Below are 19,691 nucleotides of genomic sequence, written 5' to 3' on the forward strand. Positions count from 1 at the left end.
ATAAGCAAATTTTATTAAAACGTTTTATCAAATTTTAGAAGGCATTTCCCTGATTGAGATCAGCCAAAAGAAATTATTTCAGAGCCGTTACAACGGCAACGTAAAATAAAAGGTTGCACCTTTTCCAGGTTCGCTTTCCACCCATATCTGCCCGTTATGCCTTTTGATGATCTCCGAGCTCAAGTAAAGCCCGATCCCGAAACCGGAAATATGCCTGGATGCTGCGCTTTCCACCCTAAAATAACGGTCAAATACTTTTTCCTTGTCCGCAGCATTTAAACCCGGCCCTTCATCTTTAACACTGACCTGCACCTCGCCTTCCATGACGCGACAGGCGATCTGAACGACGGTACCCTTCGGCGAATATTTGACCGCATTGCTTAACAGGTTGGTCAGCACTGAAGCGATCTTGTCATGATCGGCATGGACGGTAATATGTTCGCAGTTGTGGGTATGTATGGTATGTGAAGATGTGACCAGTTGGGTTTCCCCAGCTACCTCCGTGATCAGTTCACAAAGATCAAAAGTTGTCTTGTCAATTAAAAGCTTAGCCGATTCCAGTCGGGAAATGTTTAAGAACCCATTGATCATATTTCCCATCCGCTTGACCTGTTTACTTGCGCTTTCCATTACGCCGGCTAAAAAGCGGTCGTCGCTGTTCTTGAGCTTGGATGCCGAAACCTGGATCATACCAGACAATGAGGTCAGCGGCGTTTTCAGCTCGTGGCTGACCATACCGATAAAATCGTTCTTGCGCTGTTCATTAGCGTGTTGTTCGGTCACATCCATCACTACGCCGGTGAAAGCGGAAAAGCTACCTGAAGGATCTGCCTTTAGGTTGCCGATAGCCCGCAGCCAGCGCAAGCGGTTATCGTGCAGGCCGACCACCGGGTATGTGACATCGTAGTCCCCGCCCTGATAGATCGCTTTCTCCAACTTATCGGAGACAAATCCCCTGTACTCATCGGTGATCTGGGCCAGCGCCTGTTCGATCGACAGGTCTTCGTCGGGATAGTAGCCAAAAAGTTCTTTCAGACGCGCGTCGGTTATAAATTCCCGGGTAACTGAATGGATGAACCATGTCCCAAAATTAGCGGCTTCAATGGCTAGTTTTAAGGCTGTTTGCTTCTCTTCAATGAGCACCTGTGCATCTGCTAAGGCCTGATTGACCGTAGCCAGTTCATTGTTCGTCGCCGAAAGCTCTTCGTTAGCCGAGGTCAACTCTTCATTAGCAGAGGCCAGTTCCTCGTTCGTTGCGGCCAGTTCCTCGTTGATCGCCTGCAACTCATCGCTGGTTTTGGTGAGTTCCTGCTCCATATGCTTTCGATCGGTGACGTCGCGGGTCGTGCCGGCAACGGCTTCTACCTCTCCATTTTCGCCGATCACCGGGATGAGGATGTAATCATATATCCGTTTACCAAGCACGGCGTGCGGAAATGCCACTTCGCCCCGTACCGGCTTTTTGGTGGCCACCACCTGGTCGATTTCCCGCTCGTGCATCGCTGCATGCCATTCCTCATAGCCGTTCTCGCGCAGTCCCTTTCCGACAGCCGTATCCCAGGTCTTGCCCCACATGGTTAACAGCGCCTTGTTGACGTAAGTGAATTTATATTCCAGGTCCCAGACATACATCAGGTCCGGCGTGCCGGAAGTGATCGTTTCATAAACCCGTTTCTGTTGATCTGCCTGTTCACGAGCAAGCACCTGCGTGGTGACCTCCACAGCGACATCCATTACCCCGATCACCTGCCCGTCAGCTAAAAGGGGGCGGTAGCTGAAATTAAAGTAACGGGTCCTCACTTCGCCGTTGGTAAGGATCGGCACGGCCTCTTCCTGGCCGTCAATGGCTTCACCGGTCCGGTAGACCTGGAAAAGCTGCTCAACGGCCGGTGCGCCTTTGATCTCGGGCAGGCCTTCCAGTAATGGCATGCCAATGATCGCTGCATCTTTACCCAGCAATTCCAGCATCGCCCGGTTGGCCTGGTCGATGACCATATCGGCACCTTTAAAGACAAGGATAGCAACAGGGGCCTGCTCGACCAGGCGTTTGAAATGGGTCTCTGATTCCTGCAGGCGGACATTGCTCGCTGCCAGCGTCTCATTAGATCTCCAAAGTTCTTCGTTCAGGCGATGAATTTCCTGCCTGGCTTTGACCTGCTGCGTATTTTCCTGCACCCATACAGCGACTTTGGTGACCTTACCGTCATCACCACTTACAGGAACGTACAAAAAAGAAACTATGACTTCTTCTTCAATACCGTTTCGCATTATTCGGATGGACACATCGTCTGCCTGGAAAGGATGTCCGGTTCGGACGACATTGCTCAGCACGTCCTCATAAAGATGCCTGTATTCTGCAAATGGTTCCCAGAACCAGTGCCCCAGGATGGCTTCGCGGGGGATCCCGGCGACTTCCAAAAATTTGTCATTTAATAATTCAGCAACAAAGGTCTCGGCATTCAAAATACAGATACCGATAGGCGCAGTAAGTATTGTTTTCTGTAAGTCTTTTTCTCCGGAAAGTAACATGCAGTAGGAGCTTGGTAAGTCATGACTAAACTACAAAAAAGGCATCATTGTTTCGTTATGGCATCCACACAGTGGCTTTAACTGCAAATTACGGGATTCACCCAGAAATAGCTGTCTTCTTCGATGCCACCGAATGCTTGATCATTTATCCGTTCGGGTGTCAACGTTTTTTGGGGTCATAATAAAAATTTCCGCATTACGGTATCATTTTCATCTACTTTATATTTTTTGAAACCCATCTTTTCAACCAATCTTATCGCCTTTACGTTTCTTGTTTTTGTTGGGCCGAGCAAAATTTGCACACTGAATTCCTCTTTCGCAATATTGGTTAGGATCTCAAAGGCTGATCGCATGATACCCTTGCCCCAATATTCAGGAAATAATGATCCACCGATAACTATCTCTTTAGTCTCTTTATTCCAGTGATGCAGGGCACAATCCCCGATGATCCGGTGACTTTTGTGAGATAACCTTATCGTAAAAATACACGCACACAGCGAAACGATCCGCTCTGTAAAAGCTGTAGGCGTTTCATCAGGCAGGAAGGGACTTTCTTCAAAATTTGCAGTCAGTTGAGGGTGAGAATAAATGTCATAAAGGAAATTGGCATCATCTATCGACAATTGCCTTAGCATGATCTTATCGTTCGAGTATTCTTTAAGTATCATGTTTAAATTTTTACGCGATATTTTGGACCGTTTACACGTGATATTTTAATTACCAGTAATAGCGGTATTGGCCGCCATCCGCATCGTCGGGACCAAATCTCTTAAAATTATTTCATTAACTGAATATGATCACGGCGAACCGCATTTTTCTATAGGAAAACTATGAAAAAGCATGATCCCAAACGGAAGGTATTTGTAGGATAACGCAAAGATCAAGCGCTTGGTACGCAGTAAAAAATATACTGGAATTCCTTCTCCGTTACCGGTTAAGCGGACTATTTTCGAGATACAAAAACATTTTTAAGTGAACAGTAATGGAATTTAATCCCCATAATCATATTGTACAGTTGTGTATGCAGGGCATGCAAATGGAAGAAGCCGGCGATCTGCAAAAGGCGCTTGATCTGTTTTTTCAGGCTTGGAGCGAAGCAACAAACGACTTTGAAAAGTTTATAGCTGCCTGGTACGTTGCCCGGCGTCAGTCAACCCAGGCTGACAAATTGATGTGGTATGAAAGTGCATTAAAGTTGGCTTTGAAGATCGATATCGATGCTGTCCAAAGCGCATTGCCAGCGCTCTATTCCAATATGGCTGAATGTTACGAAGTATTGGGCGACTTTGATAACGCAAGAACGCAACTTGAGTTAGCGGCAGCGTCGGTGAACAAGCCAGCTGATAAAGGACCCTTTTACCATGGTACAAAGGCAAACCTAAAGGAGGGGGATCTATTGATTACCGGCCGCATGTCCAACTACCAGGCAGAACTCGTAATGAATCACATCTACTTCACCGCCCTGATCAATGGTGCGGGCTTGGCTGCGGCCTTAGCAAAGGGTGACGGACCGGAACGTGTCTATATCGTTGAGCCGACCGGAAGTTTTGAGGATGACCCGAACGTTACTAACAAAAAATTTCCCGGAAACCCGACCCGTTCTTACCGAACGAAAGAACCATTGAAGATCATTGGTGAGATGATCGAATGGGTAAGGCAATCGCCCGAACAATTACAGCAATGGCGTGAAAAGCTGGCTAACAACAGAGGTGAGATCATTAATTGATCCTGCGACATTGCAATGAACCGTTCATTCAACATAGCGCCAAAGTAAGTCGAGCTTACCTTGGACCGAAGCTAAAATAGATTATGCCTGATGTAGCAAAGCAGCAATAACATCCGTCATATATAGCGTATGCATCTAAAGTAAATTCCTATGAAAAACTTGCTTGTTCAATTCGCGTCGGTGATAACGGTCACTTTTCTACTATCTGGATGTCTGAAAAAGACAGACGAAGCTCCGATAGGTTGTGACCCTGCTGTTACGGCATTTCCCTTCCAGATCAAGGACGGGGCTACGAATGCAGATCTGTTCTTTGGTGCATCTGCAAAATATAAGCCGTCCGAACTCAAGCTTTTTCCAGAGAATTACACGGGTGAAAAGGATTCGATCCCGGTCATTCGGCTTATCAACTCTACCAGACAAGGGTTCATTATTTATCCAAGCATTAAGACAAGAGATACGATCCTTGTTCGCATTGCCGCTATGGCACCTGATACATTGACCTTTAAGTTAAGTCAGCCGGCGGACGCCTGCCATCCCTGGGACATCAGTGAGGTGACCTTTAAGGGTAAGCCGGTTGCCAGCGAAGACCTCTATGTTTTAAAAAAATGAAATCACGCCATTGATATTAGAATAGTTTAGGATTGCACACGCTTAATTATTAAGGAAACGCTTAAAGACCACGACTAAACTTTCGCCATCAGTGTTCAGAAGTTCCCTAACAAGATCAGAATATCCATAGAATAATTATATTTGATTATTGCAAATTGATAAATATGGAAATCACGACCCTTGAAGGTTTTTATAAGACAGCTGCCGATAATCTGAATAAAGACATCAGCCAATTACTACCACATGGGCTCACCAAAGAAATAGGCCATTTCAATGTATTCGATGTAAGTGAGTTGGCTAAGCTGGTCAAGGTTAAGCCTAATATGACCTACAACCGGCGTGCTTATTATAAGATCAACCTGATCGACGGGCGCAACCGTGCGGAATACGCCGACAAGGTAATTGATATCGAGACGCAGGCACTGATGTTTACTACTCCGAAGGTGCCTTATAATTGGATCGCAAAGGACATGGACCAGCGTGGCTATTTCTGCCTTTTCAGCGCTGATTTCCTGGCGCAGTCCAAAAGCGGTGTTGTCCTTGATGAACTGCCCATATTTAAGCCTGGGGGCTATCCCTGCTTCCATATCAACGAGCAGGAAAAGGAAGAGATCAAAACGATCTTCAGAAAGATGCATAAAGAGATCAATTCCGATTATGCTTATAAGTATGACCTGATACGCAACTATTTATTGGAGCTGATCCATTACGGCCAAAAGTTGCAGCCTGCTACCGACCTCTACCAGGAGCACAACGCCGCGGCACGGGTGTCCTCCTTATTCGCCGAACTTCTAGAGCGCCAGTTTCCCATTGCTTCACCTTTTCAGGGACTCCAATTACGGACACCTAAAGACTATGCCGATCAGTTGTCTATCCATGTCAACTACCTGAACCGGGTGCTGAAACAACAGACCGGGCAGACAACCAGGAACCTGATCAGTAACCGGATCATTCAGGAAGCCAAGATATTGCTCAGGCAGACGGAATGGAACGTGTCCGAGATTGCCCTTAGTTTAGGATTTGAAGAGGTTGCCCATTTCTCAAACTTTTTCAAGAAACAGACTGACACTTCTCCATTAGCCTTTAGAAATTAAAAATGGTTTCGTTTTTGCAAACATTGTTTTGATTCTCGCAAAGGCCTTGTGATCCGTTCTTGCCAATTTTGTTCTATCAAATGAATAGAACATGGAATTAAGCAAGAACACCATCCTGATCACCGGCGGAACCAGCGGCTTTGGTTTTGAGTTTGCCCGAAGGTTACTCGACAAGGGCAATACCGTGATCATTACCGGCAGGAACGAACAGAAACTCGAGGAAACGAAGCAAATTCTTCCCGGTATACACACCATAAAGAGCGATGTCAGCAAGGTTGACGACATCAGCGCTTTGTTTGAGGAGGCCACTAAAAGATTTCCCGAGCTGAATATGCTCATCAACAATGCCGGGGAAATGCGGAAGATCGCACTTCAAGATGAACACGATCTGTATGATATCACCCGCGAAATAGAGATCAACCTGATGGGACCTATTCGTATGGTCCAGGAATTTCTACCGCATCTCAAAAACCAAAAGGACGCTGCTATCCTGAATGTCACCTCGGGTATCGCCCTGGGTGCATTTCCAATTGCTCCTATCTATAGCGCCAGCAAATCAGGACTGCGATCCTTCACCCAATGCTTACGGGTACAGCTCAGATCTACTGGCGTCAAAGTATTCGAACTGATCGCGCCGGGCTCTACAACCCCTTTGAATGCCAAGTTTCGGAATGGCGCCGAAGTAAATACCAGAATGTTAGTTTCTCCTGAAAAAATAGTGGATGAAGCGATCAAGGGGATGATGAGCAATCGGAACGAGATCTTTCCCGGCAGTGCCAAGATCATGCGCATTCTCAGCAGACTCGCTCCTAAATTCTTGCTTTCACAAGCGACCAAAACCGGCGAGCAAGCCATGTCAGGCAAATAATCTTCTTTGAAAGAATTCTATCACAATCAAACTCATGGCTATGAACGATCAAACGATTTCAACAACTCAGTTGAGCCATTGGCGCAGCGGGGCTTTCATCATCTCCTTATTTTTGGTAAGCGCCTTCAGCCAGATCGATCGCATATTACCCTTTATTCTTGCGGAATCCATTAAAAGAGAATTACACCTCAGTGATACGCAGCTGGGGCTGATCAACGGGATCGCCTTTGCTGTGATCTATTCACTGGCGTCCCTGCCGCTGGCCCGTTTGGCCGACCGCGGCGCATCCAGGCAGGTTCTGCTCTGGTGTGTACTCATCTGGAGCCTGATGACCGGGCTTGGAGGTCTGTCGGTTGGTTTCCTGACGATGGCGCTTTCACGCTTTGGGGTGGCCCTGGGAGAAGCCGGAGGAACCCCCGCCAGCCATGCGCTGATCGCAGGCAATATTCCTGAACATCGCCACGGCCGTGCGCTCGGCATCTATTCAATGGGCATCCCTCTGGGGACGATGATAGGGTTTGGTGTTGGTGGCTGGGCGAGTGATCATATCGGCTGGCGCGTAGCACTATTTGCTGCGGGAGGTGTTGGGCTGCTACTGGTTATCCTTATCCTGGCGTTTACAGCTAAGACGGCGATTGCTGTAAAACCAGTAGATCAGACGGAAAACATCTTTTCCGCCGGGCGTGGGCTGCTGTCAAAACCGGCGTTCCTGTGGATGTTTATTGGCGCGAACTTCCTGGGTTTTGCCGCTGCCCCGTTTTATGCCTTTGCTGCTCCTTTCCTGATACGCACACATGGGCTGAGCGCCAGCCAGGTGGGACTATCTTTCGGCTTGCTGCAAGGGCTAATGGGCATCATCGGCACAGTGGTCGGTGGCCGGTTATTTGACAGCGCGGTAAAACGTGGGGCAAACCGTTTACTACACCCGCCAGCCGTTGTTTTCAGTATTGCGGCACTTACAACGGTTGCAGGGCTCCTGGCGCCCGAAGGCTGGATGTCCATTGCGCTTTTTGTGCCCGTTATGCTGGCTTTTGCGTTCCTGCTGCCCTTTGCATTCAGTGCAGGCCATCTGATAGCCGGTCCCGGGAAACACGCGCTGTCTTCCAGTCTGCTGATGATCGCTTCCGGGCTGTTGGGCCCGGCACTATCGCCGCTGCTCGTGGGGGTTATCAGTGACGGGGTTAGTACGGCGTATGAAGCAAACGGTTTGCGCTGGGGATTGATGGTTGTTCCTGTTGCCGGTGCCCTGAGCAGCATTGCTTTATTCATTGCCAGCAAAAAGATCAGGGAACACTTATCTGCAACAGCAAGGTACACCTATAACGATACCGACAATCACCTCTCACTCATTAAGTAACACAAAAATTAACTAACACAAACCTGCGGGTTTGCAATAACGGATGGTAAGGCCGGGTGGACTGCTATTGCCTGATCCCGGCTACATACCTTGTAATACTTCAAAAATGGAAAGCGATCAATTTGATGCCGTATGGTGGCCGTCGGGCCAAAGTGGAAGAGGCAGGTTGCTTCCCTATGAGGATACGTTTTATATCTATCTGAAAGTGAGCACAGCCTTAGCGGTGCGTCCAACCCTTGTCTTTTGCAAATCGGATGATCTGGAATGGGTAGACCAGGATATGGGTTACATCACCTCGTTTAAAGAGGCTTTTTTTGATAAAGGCGTTTGGTGCAATTTCGAAGCCATCGATCTTTTCAGAGCGGGCGATCCCATAAGCATTGAATTGGATGAAGAGGAGATGCTGACCCTGGCGCCAATTTTTGATAAGCTATGCGCCAGCCTGGAGTCGACCTATCGCTACAGGTACGATCTGGTGCGGACCTACATTTTCCAGATCATCCATATCGCCATCAAAATTAACCTGCAACAAATAAATATTGTCAGGTCACCGATACGCTATGTCCGCCTGACTACCTGCGGCATCGACATGCTGGCCAGGATCAAACTCAGTCCTAATAAACAATAATATATACCATTAAACTCAACAATTATGTTCGATCACAATTTTTCAATTTATGGCACTTTTCATAGCATACGAAAAGTTCTAACCCTTATTCAAACACTGACCGGCTTTATGGTAATTGCTATGCTGCCGCTAACTATCAAAGCGCAAAGCCAGGATAGCCTACCTAAAAAAGCCGTTGAATATGTCGTGGATAAGTTCGCCGAACGCAGGCCGTTCAGCATAGACTACAAGCAATATGGCAATTATAATTCCTCGTCTACCCTCAGAGGCCAGGACCTTCCGGATGGAGAGTTTACCAAGTACTCACAACTGAGTGCAAGCGCCAACATCAATCTTTTTCAAAACAGGCGGTGGTTAGTCCAAGTCAACGGTTTTTACCGGTATGTTTCGGCCGAATATAACTTTCCGGAATCCACAGCCGCTACATCACAGACGGTCAGCAGGGACCTTCATTATCATACAGAAGGTCTGAACTTGACCTACTTCTCTAAACTCTTTGGCAAGACCGTCATCTACAGCGGGAGTATTAATGTTGATTGGAGTGAACGTTCGCTGGAGAGGGTTCGCGGGCTGTTTACCGGCGCTATAGTTCTCAAAGCAAACAACAGGACAAAGATCAATGTGGGAATTCTGTATACCACCGATCCGGGTACATTCATCCGCGTGATCCCTACATTCCTGCTGGAGCATAAGTTCAATGAAAGCCTGACGGCGGATATCTTTCTGCCACGGTATGCCTACCTGCGAAAAAAAATGTTTGGCAATGGCAGGCTTTCCGCAGGTTGGGAACTGGACCCGCAAACGACCTTTTTTCTGAACGACCTTGACGAGAACCGCACAACCTATCAGTATCGCCAGGTTGATGTGAACACCGGGTTGCTTTATGAGCACATTTTACCGGGAAGCATTACCCTTTCTTTACGCGCCGGCGTTCGTCTATATCCGTATGCCAGGACATTTGAGAAAGACCGTTCGTTCACTGATTATACCTGGGAAGGCAGGGCTGACGCGGCACCTTACGTGAACATCGGATTTTCCTTTAACCCATTTGCTAAGCCGAAGAAGTAGGTTTCGCCCTTCCTGTCATAAAAGCAGCCAATCTTCCTTTTTACTACAACCTCGCGACTTTTGGATACATCTGCCTGCTTCCAACTTCTGAACTTTGCAATACAAAAAAGATCTAAAATGCAAAACAGAACTAAAAATTGGACAGCATCTCAGATTCCTTTTAGGAACAATGGTGTGGCGCTGATTACTGGTAGTACAGAAGGTATTGGATATGAAGATGCATTAGCGCTATCATCGGCAGGATGGAGTGTGATCATGATGGGGCGTAACGCACAAAAAGGCGCTGAGTCAATTGCTAAGATTCAAAGAGTTAACAGGAACGCAAAAGTAAGTTTTGAAAAAATAGATCTTGCGGACCTGTCCTCGATCAAAGCCTTTGCTTCCGGAATGATCGCAAAAGGGCATGCCATCGATCTCCTGATAAATAATGCAGGAGTAATGACACCACCAAAACGACTAGAAACGGCCGATGGCTTTGAGTTGCAGTTCGGGACAAACCATATCGGTCACGTTGCATTGACAGCTCAGCTTCTTCCACTGTTACGCAAATCACCAGGTGCACGCGTTGTTACCGTTTCAAGTATTGCAAATCGTGAAGGGATGATCAATTTCGATGACCTCCAATCAAGATCTTCTTATGCTCCAGGGAAAGCATATAGTCAGTCAAAACTTGCGAACCTGATGTTTGCTTTGGAACTTCAGCGACAAAGTGAAAAGCACGGTTGGGGTATCATGAGTGTCGCTGCCCATCCGGGTGTTTCCCGGACCAATCTGTTGATTACCGGCGCGGGGCGATGGAGTGTTGCAGGGATGATGAGAACTCTTCTTCCGTTTTTGTTCCAGCCATCTGCACAAGGGGCCTTGCCAACATTATATGCAGCGACCTCTCCGGAGGCCAAAGGAGGTTTGTATTATGGACCAGACAAAATGATGGAAACCCGGGGGTATCCAGCCATTGCGAAAATACCTGCACAGGCACAAGATGTAAATACTGCTGCAAAATTATGGAAGATATCGCAAGAATTAGCTAAGGTGGCATTTTAACAGGCAGATCAAGTTAAGCACAAAGAATTTGAAAATCAAAAAATTGAAAAATCAACAATAAACGATCATTTATGAAAAAAACAATTTTAGCAGTGTTTGCACTGCTCTTATCATTGGCGTCATTAGCCCAGAAATTACCTGCGGATCAGATCACCGGCGTATGGCAATGTGAGGATTACAAGATCGAGATGTTTAAAGTCGGCAATACCTACTCCGCTAAACTCTTGTGGTCTAAGGAAATGTTTGAAGCAGACGGCAAAACATCAAAGAAGGATGTTAAAAATCCCAATGAAAAGCTCCGTAGCAGGCCCGTGCAAGGCCTTACCCATATCACCGGTCTGGTCTATCAGGACGGTGAATACGTGGAAGGTAAACTGTATAGCGTACAGGATGGGAACACCTATGGCTTTAAAGGTAAATTGAAAGGCCCGAATGACCTGGAGACCCGCGGCTACAAAGGCATCCCCCTGATGGGCAAATCATTTAAATGGAAAAGAGTTCAATAATAGTTTTAAGATCAATACTCATGAAAGACAATAAAGATCAACTGTCGCGGTTTTGGTTCATTGTTTCCAATGCCCTTCCTCCAATAGGTTTCTTCCTATATTTCAGGCACAGAAAGGCATATCCGGTTAAGGCCAGAAGAGCTCTGACAAGCGCAATCATTGGCGTGCCGATAGCCATAATCGCTGGTTATATCATGAACACTTTTGTCCTTAATCAATCATGTTAAAAAATATTATTTCCGCAGTACTGCTGCTTATTTCGGTAAGCCTTAGCTTTAAACACGCCTGGGATACGATGCATTACAAAAACAATCCGGAGTCGGTTAAAATGATGGAAAGTTTTGGGATCAAGGAAACGTTCATTCCATATCTGGCTGCTGTTGGAGTAGCGGTCGGCGTACTGTTGCTTCTGCCCGGCACCTACTTTTTAGGCAATATGCTAAATGCATTCCTGATCGTTATGATCATGGGATTTGCACTGCGGGCCGGTAACTATCGCATGGCGTTGATAGAGATCCCATTTTTAGTCATGCCATTGATCATGATATGGCTGAAGTATCCGTTTAAATTTAAATAAAAGCTCATGGCTAACAGCAAGCCCTACCGGATCAGTTCCGTCACAGAAATACACCGTTTGATGGGACTTCCTAAACCTCATCACCCGCTGATCAGTATCGTGGATTTAAAAGGTCTGCGAAATGATACCGATATAGACGCGGTCATATTCGACTTATATGTGATATCCATGAAAAGAGGCTGTGATGGCTTACATTACGGGCAACAGAAATACGACTTTGACGAAGGGCTCATGGCTTTTATGTCTCCAGGCCAGGTCCTGCGTGGGGAAGAGAACGGCGTACCTTCCAATTTACAAGGCTGGATGCTTTTTGTACACCCGGATTTTCTATGGAACACATCACTTGCTACCAAGATCAGGCGATACGAGTACTTCAGTTACGCCACCCATGAAGCCCTATTTCTCTCGGATAAGGAAGAAGTGTTGATCAACGAATTGGTCAAAAATATCAAAACGGAATATGCTGGCAATATAGATAAGTTCAGCCAGGACATTATCATCTCTCATCTGGAAACCTTACTCAACTACGCTGAACGTTTTTACCAGCGACAGTTCATTACCCGAAAGATCACGAACCATCAAATCTTAGATCAGGTGGAAGTGCTTTTAACAACGTATCTGAAGAACGAAGCGCTGCTGGCGAAAGGGCTACCAACTGTACAATACTTTGCGGATGCACTAAACATCTCCGCCAAGTATTTAAGCAGCTTGCTGAAACAACTGACCGGCCAGACTATGCAACAGATCATCCACGAGAAACTGATCGAGAAGGCGAAAGAAAAATTGTCTACCACCCGGATGTCTGTAAGCGAGATCGCTTATCAATTAGGATTTGAACATCCTCAATCGTTTAATAAATTATTTAAGAGCAAGACAAAACAAAGTCCGTTGAATTTTCGGCAGTCCTTCAACTAAGATACGCTGACTAGTTTGGTAAAGTGGCCCTAAAGCAAGCGTCGGTCATACATTGCAAACAGAAAAAATTATTTTGAACGCTGATACCTGGCCCGTTCAATAAAGCAAATTGGACTTTTCAGAAAACCTCCCATTTATTTTTACCCGGACCTTTGTTGTCTATTTTAATCTTAAACAATGGAAGACAAAGCAACTGTTTTAGTAACAGGCGGGACAGGTTTCGTGGCCCGGCAGGTTATACTGCAATTGTTACAAAAGGGCTACCGGGTAAGGACAACGGTCCGCAACCTGGCAAGCACAACGGAATTGAAAAAGACGCTGATAGACCAGGGTGTGGCGGCTATCGATCACCTCTCATTTGCGGTAGCAGAACTGACTACAGATGATAACTGGCAAAAGGTGATGGAAGGCTGCCGCTATGTGTTGAGCGTAGCATCACCGGTGTTCTTTGAGAAGCCTAAAAATGAGCAGGAAGCCATCCGGCCCGCGGTGGAAGGTATCTTACGTATCCTGAAGTTTGCGAAGCGCGCCGGTGTACAGCGGGTAGTCATGACTTCCAATTTCGGTGCCGTCGGCTTTACGCAAACCGATAAAAGCAGGGAAACCACCGAATCGGACTGGACAGATACGACAGCAAAGGGGTTATCGGTTTACGAAAAGTCAAAAACATTGGCCGAAAGTGCTGCCTGGGATTTCATAAGATCTGAAGGTGGTGGGCTGGAATTTGTTACTATCAATGCCGTTGCCATATGGGGGCCAACGCTCGACGCACATATCAGCGGTAGCTTTCACTTGCTTAAAAACCTGCTGTACGGATCGATGAAAGCCATTCCAGATATTGCGCTGAACGTAATAGATGTCAGGGACGTGGCAGATCTGCATATTCGGGCAATGCTAAGCCCAGAGGCTAAAGGGCAACGCTTCATTGCCAGTGCAGACGGACAAATTTCATTGCCTGAAATTGCAGCATTATTGAAAAAAGAACGACCGGGTGTTTCAGGACTGGTTGCTACAAGGCGACTACCGACCTGGATACTTAGATTAGGGGCATTGTTCAATGATCAGGCTAAAGAAGCATTGTTGTTCATCCGGATGAACCGGAACGTAAGCAATCAAAAAGCCAGGACAGTTTTAGGCTGGCACCCTATTGCCTCACAGAAAGATACGCTGCTGGCCTCGGTGGACAGCATGGCCAAATATAACCTCATTAACGCGAAATAAGATGAAGATAGCAAGTGGGGCATTACTGCTGATATCCTTATATTTGGGTATCAGCCATGGTAGCCGTGCATTCAAGAAACCATCCGAGGAATACATCCGTATGATGTCGGCCCTGGGCATAACGGATACAACGCGCATGATAATTGGCTTTTGGGCGATTACCACGGCCATTTTGATTCTTTTCCCTAGAACATTCTTTTGGGGAAATACGCTACGGGCCCTACAGCTCGTCCTTATGATGTCCCTGGCACTGAAGGCAGGCAATTTTAAGTTCGCGTTGATAGAAGTACCCTTTTTGATTATGCCTTTGTTGCTGATCTATTTAGGGCATCCTTTTAAAGGCGAAACGGTTTAGCAATATTGAATACGATAAAGATGAGAGCGATAAACCAGGTAGAGCGTAATATACTGAAAGAACAGTTCGTTCCCGACCACCTGTTTTTATATATTCTCAATGGTAGCGTCAGCTTTTTTGACGGCAATGAAACGTATACCTTCAGGTCCGGGGATTGCTGTATAGCCCGTAGGAACCACCTGGTTAAATTCATACTCAACAGTACAACGGAAGATTTTGAGCCGATACTCTTTTGTTTTGACGAGGAGTTTCTCCGCGAGTTTCAGCAAAAGCACCAAAGCAGCGCAGTAGCATTTTCATTCGACCATGCTATTATAGAACTGCCTAATAGTGGATTGATCGACAGCTTTATCCAATCGGTAAAACCTTATTACAGGGGTGCGATGGAACTGGATGCCGCTTTCGAAGATATCAAGTATGAGGAACTCCTGATCATCCTGCTGAGGCTTCAGCCTGATCTTACCTGTATATTCTTTAATTTCGATATCCCGCAAAAAATTAACTTGGAAGCGTATATGAACCGGAAATTTAGGTTCAATGTCAGCCTCGAACGGTTCGCTTTGCTCACCGGGAGGAGCCTTTCTGCATTCAAGCGCGACTTTAAATCGGTATTTAAGGAATCCCCAAGCCGTTGGCTGGTGCGCAAGCGTTTGCATGAGGCCCACATTCTTGTGCAAAACCAAGGCAGGAAACCTTCTGAAATTTATCTTGACCTCGGTTTTGAATCCTTATCGCATTTTTCTGTGGCGTTTAAGAAAGAGTTTGGTGTAACTCCCACCACGCTTTTAGCACGTAGATAAGGGCAAATTGGTTAACTTCGCCTAATAAGGATCATTAGGAATTATGCGTAGCAACACTTTCCCCGAAAACCTGAGCCAGAACAAAATCCTCCCTATACGTGTTGTCTCTCCCGAGTTCGGGCGCCTGTCGCCGGAGTCAGCAGCCCAATACAGTTCTGCCCAGCGGCTGCCTTACTATTTCTTTCTGTTTGTGCTGGAAGGAAGCAGCCAGGAAATTATTGATGGAGTAACGATAGCGGTAAGTAAAAATGAGCTACTATTTGCCTTGCCCCACCAGATCAGGCAACTGGCTTCAGCCGGTCATGACGCAAACTATTATAAGCTGGGTTTGACGATAAGTGCCTATCCCGGTTGCCGAAAAAGTTCCCCTTTTTGCTTAACCCCTTGAACCGGCAAAAAATAAGTTTTCAGCACGATGCAGCCCGAAGGCTTTTGAACGCATATAAAACTTTACATGAGCTGCTGCGCACTGCTGATACTGATCCGGAACTGGTCCTGGCGTACCTGAACAGCCTGCTTACAGAAATTAATACCGCTTATTTTGCATCGGAAAAAAAACGCACTCTGGAAGGACTCGATACATTTTTAGGTTTCAAGCTATTTGTGGACGAACATCTTACTGATCAGCCTGCCATAACGGAGATTGCAGCAAAGCTGGCCGTAAGCACAGATTGTTTGTACAGGGTCGTGAAACAGCAATCAGGCCTTTCACCTAAGGAATTTATTACGGACCGCCTGATTACCGAAGCCAGGCGCAGAATATATCATAACCAAACTACATCGGTAAAAGAACTGGCATTTGAGCTCGGCTTTAACGACCCGAGTTATTTTTCGCGTTTGTTTAAAAAAATAACCGGTAAAACGATAGCCGGCTTTTATCAGGATTTGTCCTTGTAAAAGCGGTTTTTGTCCGAACCTTATCATCGCATTAGCCCCACCTTTGTCTAAAATAAATTAATTATGGAAAGACAATTTGGTAAAATATTAGTAACTGGTGCAACCGGTCTGGTGGGTTCAAGGCTTTTGCCCCGCCTTGTTGAAGCAGGATGTGAGTGTGCTGCATTGGTACGAGGCAAAAAAGTGGCTTCTGGAGTAACAGCTGTAGAGGGTAACCTGTTCGATCCTGCGTCCCTGGAAGCAGCGGTTAGAGATGTAAAGGCAGTCATTCACCTGGCAGCGGTGTTCCGTTCACCGGACACGGAACTGATCTGGAAAAGCAACCTGGAAGGTACGCGCAACCTGATTGATGCTGTAAAGATTACTGCTCCGGATGCCCGCTTCATTTTTGCAAGCACCAGCCATGTATATGACAAAAGCAATCCGCATCCCGGCCGTGAGGATGATGCGCTCAATCCGCAGCACGCCTATCCGGCCAGTAAAGTGGCTGCGGAAAAGAAACTACGCGAAAGCGGGCTGAACTGGTCGGTTCTTCGCTTCCCGTTTGTTTACGGGGATGGTGACGGCCACCTGGAAGAATTGCCGAAACATATAGTTGCTGCCAATTTTCATCCGGCTATGCGTATGAGCACCGTCCACCATCGTGATATATATACCGCTGTCAACCTGGCTTTGCAAGGCACCATGGATGGCCGGGTGGTCAATATCGCAGATGAGGCGCCAACGACCTTATACGAACTGTTACAGCTTATTGGCCAGCCGATGGCCCCATCCGCCGAGCCGCTGACTAACCCGTGGTACCTGCATGCCGATGCATCGCTGGCCCGCAGTTTGGGCTTTCAGGCTTCAGTGCGGACCATCTATCAGGCGGCGCAGGAAAACCTGCTCTGAAACTACAGGATAACAGCCCCTTATATTGCAGGGGCTTTATGCGTTTATTCTCCGATGCACATCATTTTTTACCAAATGGTAAATAACTGCTTTGCGCAGTACGCTATCTTTACCGGATGGAAGACATGATCAATCTTATCCTGCAATTTGGTGACCTCAACAAACAACAGATCGACTTTTTGCTGAGCAAGGTGAAAATGCTTGAACTCAAAAAAGACGATTACCTGTCCGAAGCCGGGAAGGTGCCCCGCTATGTGGCATTTGTGCTGGAAGGCGTGTTCCGCTTTTGTTATTATAACAACAAAGGAGAAGAGATCACTAATTATTTTGTTGACGAAGGCAATTTCGTGGTTGATAACGAGAAGTTCGAGTCACAGATCGTCGCATCCGAATATGTACAGGCGGTTACCAACTGCAAAGTGCTTGTTTTTAATAAAAAAGATTGGGACGATATATCCAATACCATTGTGGGCTGGGATATGACGAAGGCCAACATGGTAAAAAAATGTCTGATGCTGGCTATGGAACGGCGCGGGTCCCTGGTGTCTGAAGATGCAACCACGCGTTACCTTTCATTTATTGAGGCATTCCCCAACCTCACCAACCGCATTCCGCTTTCTTACGTGGCCTCCTACTTGGGGATTACCCAGCAATCGCTGAGCCGTATCCGAAAAAATATTCGTTGAGATTACTTTTTACCAAATGGTAAAAGTTATGTTGTAAGCATTCTCAACATTTGCTTATTCATTTAAACAATTTAAAAAGATGAGCAAAAAGATCGTATTGATAACCGGAACTAACAGTGGTTTTGGATGGCTTACCGCCCATAGCGTAGCCGCCTTAGGGCACAAGGTGTACGCTACCATGCGCGATACAAATGGCCGCAATGCCGACAAAGCCGCGGCACTTGGAGTTGTGGAGAACGTAACCGTTTTGGACGTCACCCTGACCGACGACGAAAGCGTTAAGCAGGCTGTTGAAACTATTTTAGCTAAGGAAGGCACTATTGATGTGCTGGTTAACAATGCCGGCTACGGCATGACCGGTGTAGCGGAGAGCTTTACCATCGCTGATGTGCACACCACTTTTGATATCAATGTTTATGCTCCGTGGCGGTTGACAAAACAGGTGCTGCCCGCCATGCGCAAGCAGGCCGATGGACTGATCATTAACGTGTCCAGCGGCTTTGGGCGGGTATCGTTCCCCTTCGCTACTATTTATGCAGCTTCCAAATTTGCACTGGAAGGCATAAGTGAAGGCCTGCATTATGAGGTAAAGCGTTTAGGCATCGATGTGGCCATTGTGGAACCTGGTGCTTTTCCTACAGAAATGCAGCAAAAGAACAACCCCGCATCTGACCAGGGGGTATTTGAGGGTTATGGCGCTATTGCAGAAATACCCAACAAAATGGTGGCTGCGCTGACCGCTGAAATGCAAGCTAAGAATCCCAGCCCGCAGCAGGTTGCCGACGCGATCGTTCAATTGATCGACACTGCTAAAGGCACGCGTCCGTTACGCACTGTGGTTGACCCCATAACCGGGCAATACATTGATGCCGCCAACCAGGCCATAACCGAACAATTTGCCAAAGGCTTGACAGTGTTTGGAATGGGTGAGCTGTTGTAAGTCGAAGAGAGATTTATGCGAACGACAGTGGCGAACGCTACTGCCGTTTTTTTTTGGTTTGCACCAAGCCCTGTGTGATAAGGTTTACTCTAAAAACCCTTATTGCTTTAGCAAATGGTCGAATGTAAAGTTGGAAGAAAGCCAAAAGTATTATTCGCTGCTTCAGCTACTTAAACCCTATTAGTACCTTTTGGAAGTGTCCGATTTTTGGCAGCAAAAACAGCTTCCGCTTCGGCGATACCGATCTAATTGCTCCACCTTTACCTTTTGAAAACTGATGTAAGGGTGATATTAACTGAGATGGCGGAAGATGACCTAAGTAAATTACGTTTTGATCGCAGTTGATCCCCAGTGCACGCCAAGCAACCGGACCTTTCATTCGCGCTAAGCGAACGAAAAGTGAAAAGAATTTTAGTTAAATAATAGCAATAAACATATATTTGATTAATGTCGTTAAGGCGTGTTACCCGGCCGACTACCTCTGATAACAAGGAGGTCGTATTGATTTGAAATTAAGTCATTTACATAAACAGGTTCGAATCCTGTTGCTCCCACATAAAAGCCTTCAGAGTATCTCTGAAGGGCTTTTTGTTTTAGTACCTATCTTAAAAGGTTTAGAAAAGCGCAACCCATATGTGATTTGTTTACACACTGTTTGCACAAACAGGCAGCCACAATACAAACATAATGGTTACTTACAAAGTATTGCTTGATACCAGGCGAGTAAAATCCGATGGCACTTACGCTGTTCAAATCATAATTACTTACAACCGCACAACAAGTACTGTTAACACTGGCGTATTTATTAAAGAAAAGTTTTGGAACAAGGAGCAGCTTAATGTTTCACCCTCTCATCCGAACGCTCAACTTTTAAACAGAAATGATTGCCTCCTTACTTTCTGAAGATAACCGATGGGTAAATGCTCAGCGGATAGAAGTTTCAGGCGGCATGTTTTTATAACAGCACGCCTTACTATCGC

At 46.4% G+C, this 19,691-nt stretch carries 22 protein-coding genes; 20 read left to right on the forward strand and 2 right to left on the reverse strand.

Annotation, left to right across the window (positions count from 1 at the left end):
* Window positions 1-87: 87 nt before the first annotated feature.
* The gene (locus ABD960_RS16595) at window positions 88-2,529 is read right to left on the reverse strand and encodes a PAS domain-containing protein (RefSeq protein ID WP_345332648.1); all 2,442 of its coding nucleotides are present in this window, start codon (window positions 2,527-2,529) and stop codon (window positions 88-90) included.
* A 176-nt stretch (window positions 2,530-2,705) separates the two neighbouring features.
* Entirely contained in the window at window positions 2,706-3,197 is a 492-nt protein-coding gene (locus ABD960_RS16600) for a GNAT family N-acetyltransferase (protein WP_345332650.1), read from the reverse strand.
* Window positions 3,198-3,856: 659 nt separating this feature from the next.
* On the opposite strand from ABD960_RS16600, the gene arr reads away from it, so the two are divergent.
* The 20 genes from arr to ABD960_RS21030 all read left to right on the forward strand — a co-directional run bounded on the left by arr (window position 3,857) and on the right by ABD960_RS21030 (window position 19,614).
* Window positions 3,857-4,255: an NAD(+)--rifampin ADP-ribosyltransferase gene (gene arr / locus ABD960_RS16605; protein ID WP_345332855.1), complete on the forward strand. Its 399-nt coding sequence runs from the start codon at window positions 3,857-3,859 to the stop codon at window positions 4,253-4,255.
* Between the two features lie 150 nt (window positions 4,256-4,405).
* On the forward strand, window positions 4,406-4,864 hold the full coding sequence (locus tag ABD960_RS16610) for a hypothetical protein (protein ID WP_345332653.1): 459 nt from the start codon (window positions 4,406-4,408) through the stop codon (window positions 4,862-4,864).
* A 164-nt stretch (window positions 4,865-5,028) separates the two neighbouring features.
* Window positions 5,029-5,958: a helix-turn-helix domain-containing protein gene (locus ABD960_RS16615; protein WP_345332656.1), complete on the forward strand. Its 930-nt coding sequence runs from the start codon at window positions 5,029-5,031 to the stop codon at window positions 5,956-5,958.
* A gap of 91 nt (window positions 5,959-6,049) precedes the next feature.
* Window positions 6,050-6,826, forward strand: coding sequence for an SDR family oxidoreductase (locus ABD960_RS16620; protein WP_345332658.1), 777 nt, complete (start codon window positions 6,050-6,052; stop codon window positions 6,824-6,826).
* 40 nt (window positions 6,827-6,866) lie between these two features.
* Window positions 6,867-8,183, forward strand: a complete 1,317-nt coding sequence (locus tag ABD960_RS16625; RefSeq protein WP_345332661.1) for an MFS transporter — start codon at window positions 6,867-6,869, stop codon at window positions 8,181-8,183.
* 106 nt (window positions 8,184-8,289) lie between these two features.
* Complete coding sequence (locus ABD960_RS16630) at window positions 8,290-8,811, forward strand: hypothetical protein (protein WP_345332664.1); 522 nt, start codon at window positions 8,290-8,292, stop codon at window positions 8,809-8,811.
* A gap of 24 nt (window positions 8,812-8,835) precedes the next feature.
* Complete coding sequence (locus tag ABD960_RS16635; RefSeq protein ID WP_345332666.1) at window positions 8,836-9,879, forward strand: DUF6268 family outer membrane beta-barrel protein; 1,044 nt, start codon at window positions 8,836-8,838, stop codon at window positions 9,877-9,879.
* Between the two features lie 60 nt (window positions 9,880-9,939).
* Window positions 9,940-10,923 carry an SDR family oxidoreductase gene (locus ABD960_RS16640; protein ID WP_345332669.1) on the forward strand — a complete coding sequence of 328 codons (984 nt, stop codon included), beginning with the start codon at window positions 9,940-9,942 and terminating at the stop codon, window positions 10,921-10,923.
* Window positions 10,924-10,994: 71 nt separating this feature from the next.
* Window positions 10,995-11,429, forward strand: a complete 435-nt coding sequence (locus tag ABD960_RS16645) for a DUF2147 domain-containing protein (RefSeq protein ID WP_345332672.1) — start codon at window positions 10,995-10,997, stop codon at window positions 11,427-11,429.
* A 220-nt stretch (window positions 11,430-11,649) separates the two neighbouring features.
* Entirely contained in the window at window positions 11,650-12,006 is a 357-nt protein-coding gene (locus ABD960_RS16650; protein ID WP_345332675.1) for a hypothetical protein, read from the forward strand.
* Window positions 12,007-12,012: 6 nt separating this feature from the next.
* Complete coding sequence (locus ABD960_RS16655; protein ID WP_345332677.1) at window positions 12,013-12,921, forward strand: helix-turn-helix domain-containing protein; 909 nt, start codon at window positions 12,013-12,015, stop codon at window positions 12,919-12,921.
* 177 nt (window positions 12,922-13,098) lie between these two features.
* A complete protein-coding gene (locus ABD960_RS16660; RefSeq protein WP_345332680.1) occupies window positions 13,099-14,142 on the forward strand; it encodes an SDR family oxidoreductase in 1,044 nt (347 codons plus the stop codon).
* A gap of 1 nt (window position 14,143) precedes the next feature.
* Window positions 14,144-14,497 (forward strand): hypothetical protein, encoded by a 354-nt coding sequence (locus ABD960_RS16665; protein WP_345332682.1) that lies wholly within the window; start codon window positions 14,144-14,146, stop codon window positions 14,495-14,497.
* Window positions 14,498-14,517: 20 nt separating this feature from the next.
* Window positions 14,518-15,297: a helix-turn-helix domain-containing protein gene (locus tag ABD960_RS16670; RefSeq protein WP_345332684.1), complete on the forward strand. Its 780-nt coding sequence runs from the start codon at window positions 14,518-14,520 to the stop codon at window positions 15,295-15,297.
* Between the two features lie 43 nt (window positions 15,298-15,340).
* Entirely contained in the window at window positions 15,341-15,685 is a 345-nt protein-coding gene (locus ABD960_RS16675; protein WP_345332687.1) for a hypothetical protein, read from the forward strand.
* Between the two features lie 44 nt (window positions 15,686-15,729).
* Window positions 15,730-16,194, forward strand: a complete 465-nt coding sequence (locus ABD960_RS16680) for a helix-turn-helix domain-containing protein (protein WP_345332690.1) — start codon at window positions 15,730-15,732, stop codon at window positions 16,192-16,194.
* Window positions 16,195-16,257: 63 nt separating this feature from the next.
* Complete coding sequence (locus ABD960_RS16685; protein ID WP_345332693.1) at window positions 16,258-17,085, forward strand: NAD-dependent epimerase/dehydratase family protein; 828 nt, start codon at window positions 16,258-16,260, stop codon at window positions 17,083-17,085.
* A gap of 116 nt (window positions 17,086-17,201) precedes the next feature.
* A complete protein-coding gene (locus ABD960_RS16690; RefSeq protein ID WP_345332696.1) occupies window positions 17,202-17,771 on the forward strand; it encodes a Crp/Fnr family transcriptional regulator in 570 nt (189 codons plus the stop codon).
* A gap of 79 nt (window positions 17,772-17,850) precedes the next feature.
* Window positions 17,851-18,711: an SDR family oxidoreductase gene (locus tag ABD960_RS16695; protein WP_345332698.1), complete on the forward strand. Its 861-nt coding sequence runs from the start codon at window positions 17,851-17,853 to the stop codon at window positions 18,709-18,711.
* 687 nt (window positions 18,712-19,398) lie between these two features.
* Complete coding sequence (locus ABD960_RS21030; RefSeq protein WP_425563476.1) at window positions 19,399-19,614, forward strand: Arm DNA-binding domain-containing protein; 216 nt, start codon at window positions 19,399-19,401, stop codon at window positions 19,612-19,614.
* Window positions 19,615-19,691 lie beyond the last annotated feature (77 nt).

Origin of the sequence: Mucilaginibacter defluvii (assembly GCF_039543225.1) — a bacterium.
GTDB lineage: Bacteria > Bacteroidota > Bacteroidia > Sphingobacteriales > Sphingobacteriaceae > Mucilaginibacter > Mucilaginibacter defluvii.

Bases quoted from the DNA above. Each gene is read 5' to 3' on its own strand.
- ABD960_RS16595 (WP_345332648.1), bottom strand. From the start codon at position 2,529: ATGTTACTTTCCGGAGAAAAAGACTTACAGAAAACAATACTTACTGCG.
- ABD960_RS16600 (WP_345332650.1), bottom strand. From the start codon at position 3,197: ATGATACTTAAAGAATACTCGAACGATAAGATCATGCTAAGGCAATTG.
- ABD960_RS16610 (WP_345332653.1), top strand. From the start codon at position 4,406: ATGAAAAACTTGCTTGTTCAATTCGCGTCGGTGATAACGGTCACTTTT.
- ABD960_RS16615 (WP_345332656.1), top strand. From the start codon at position 5,029: ATGGAAATCACGACCCTTGAAGGTTTTTATAAGACAGCTGCCGATAAT.
- ABD960_RS16620 (WP_345332658.1), top strand. From the start codon at position 6,050: ATGGAATTAAGCAAGAACACCATCCTGATCACCGGCGGAACCAGCGGC.
- ABD960_RS16625 (WP_345332661.1), top strand. From the start codon at position 6,867: ATGAACGATCAAACGATTTCAACAACTCAGTTGAGCCATTGGCGCAGC.
- ABD960_RS16630 (WP_345332664.1), top strand. From the start codon at position 8,290: ATGGAAAGCGATCAATTTGATGCCGTATGGTGGCCGTCGGGCCAAAGT.
- ABD960_RS16635 (WP_345332666.1), top strand. From the start codon at position 8,836: ATGTTCGATCACAATTTTTCAATTTATGGCACTTTTCATAGCATACGA.
- ABD960_RS16645 (WP_345332672.1), top strand. From the start codon at position 10,995: ATGAAAAAAACAATTTTAGCAGTGTTTGCACTGCTCTTATCATTGGCG.
- ABD960_RS16650 (WP_345332675.1), top strand. From the start codon at position 11,650: ATGTTAAAAAATATTATTTCCGCAGTACTGCTGCTTATTTCGGTAAGC.
- ABD960_RS16655 (WP_345332677.1), top strand. From the start codon at position 12,013: ATGGCTAACAGCAAGCCCTACCGGATCAGTTCCGTCACAGAAATACAC.
- ABD960_RS16660 (WP_345332680.1), top strand. From the start codon at position 13,099: ATGGAAGACAAAGCAACTGTTTTAGTAACAGGCGGGACAGGTTTCGTG.
- ABD960_RS16665 (WP_345332682.1), top strand. From the start codon at position 14,144: ATGAAGATAGCAAGTGGGGCATTACTGCTGATATCCTTATATTTGGGT.
- ABD960_RS16670 (WP_345332684.1), top strand. From the start codon at position 14,518: ATGAGAGCGATAAACCAGGTAGAGCGTAATATACTGAAAGAACAGTTC.
- ABD960_RS16675 (WP_345332687.1), top strand. From the start codon at position 15,341: ATGCGTAGCAACACTTTCCCCGAAAACCTGAGCCAGAACAAAATCCTC.
- ABD960_RS16685 (WP_345332693.1), top strand. From the start codon at position 16,258: ATGGAAAGACAATTTGGTAAAATATTAGTAACTGGTGCAACCGGTCTG.
- ABD960_RS16690 (WP_345332696.1), top strand. From the start codon at position 17,202: ATGGAAGACATGATCAATCTTATCCTGCAATTTGGTGACCTCAACAAA.
- ABD960_RS16695 (WP_345332698.1), top strand. From the start codon at position 17,851: ATGAGCAAAAAGATCGTATTGATAACCGGAACTAACAGTGGTTTTGGA.
- ABD960_RS21030 (WP_425563476.1), top strand. From the start codon at position 19,399: ATGGTTACTTACAAAGTATTGCTTGATACCAGGCGAGTAAAATCCGAT.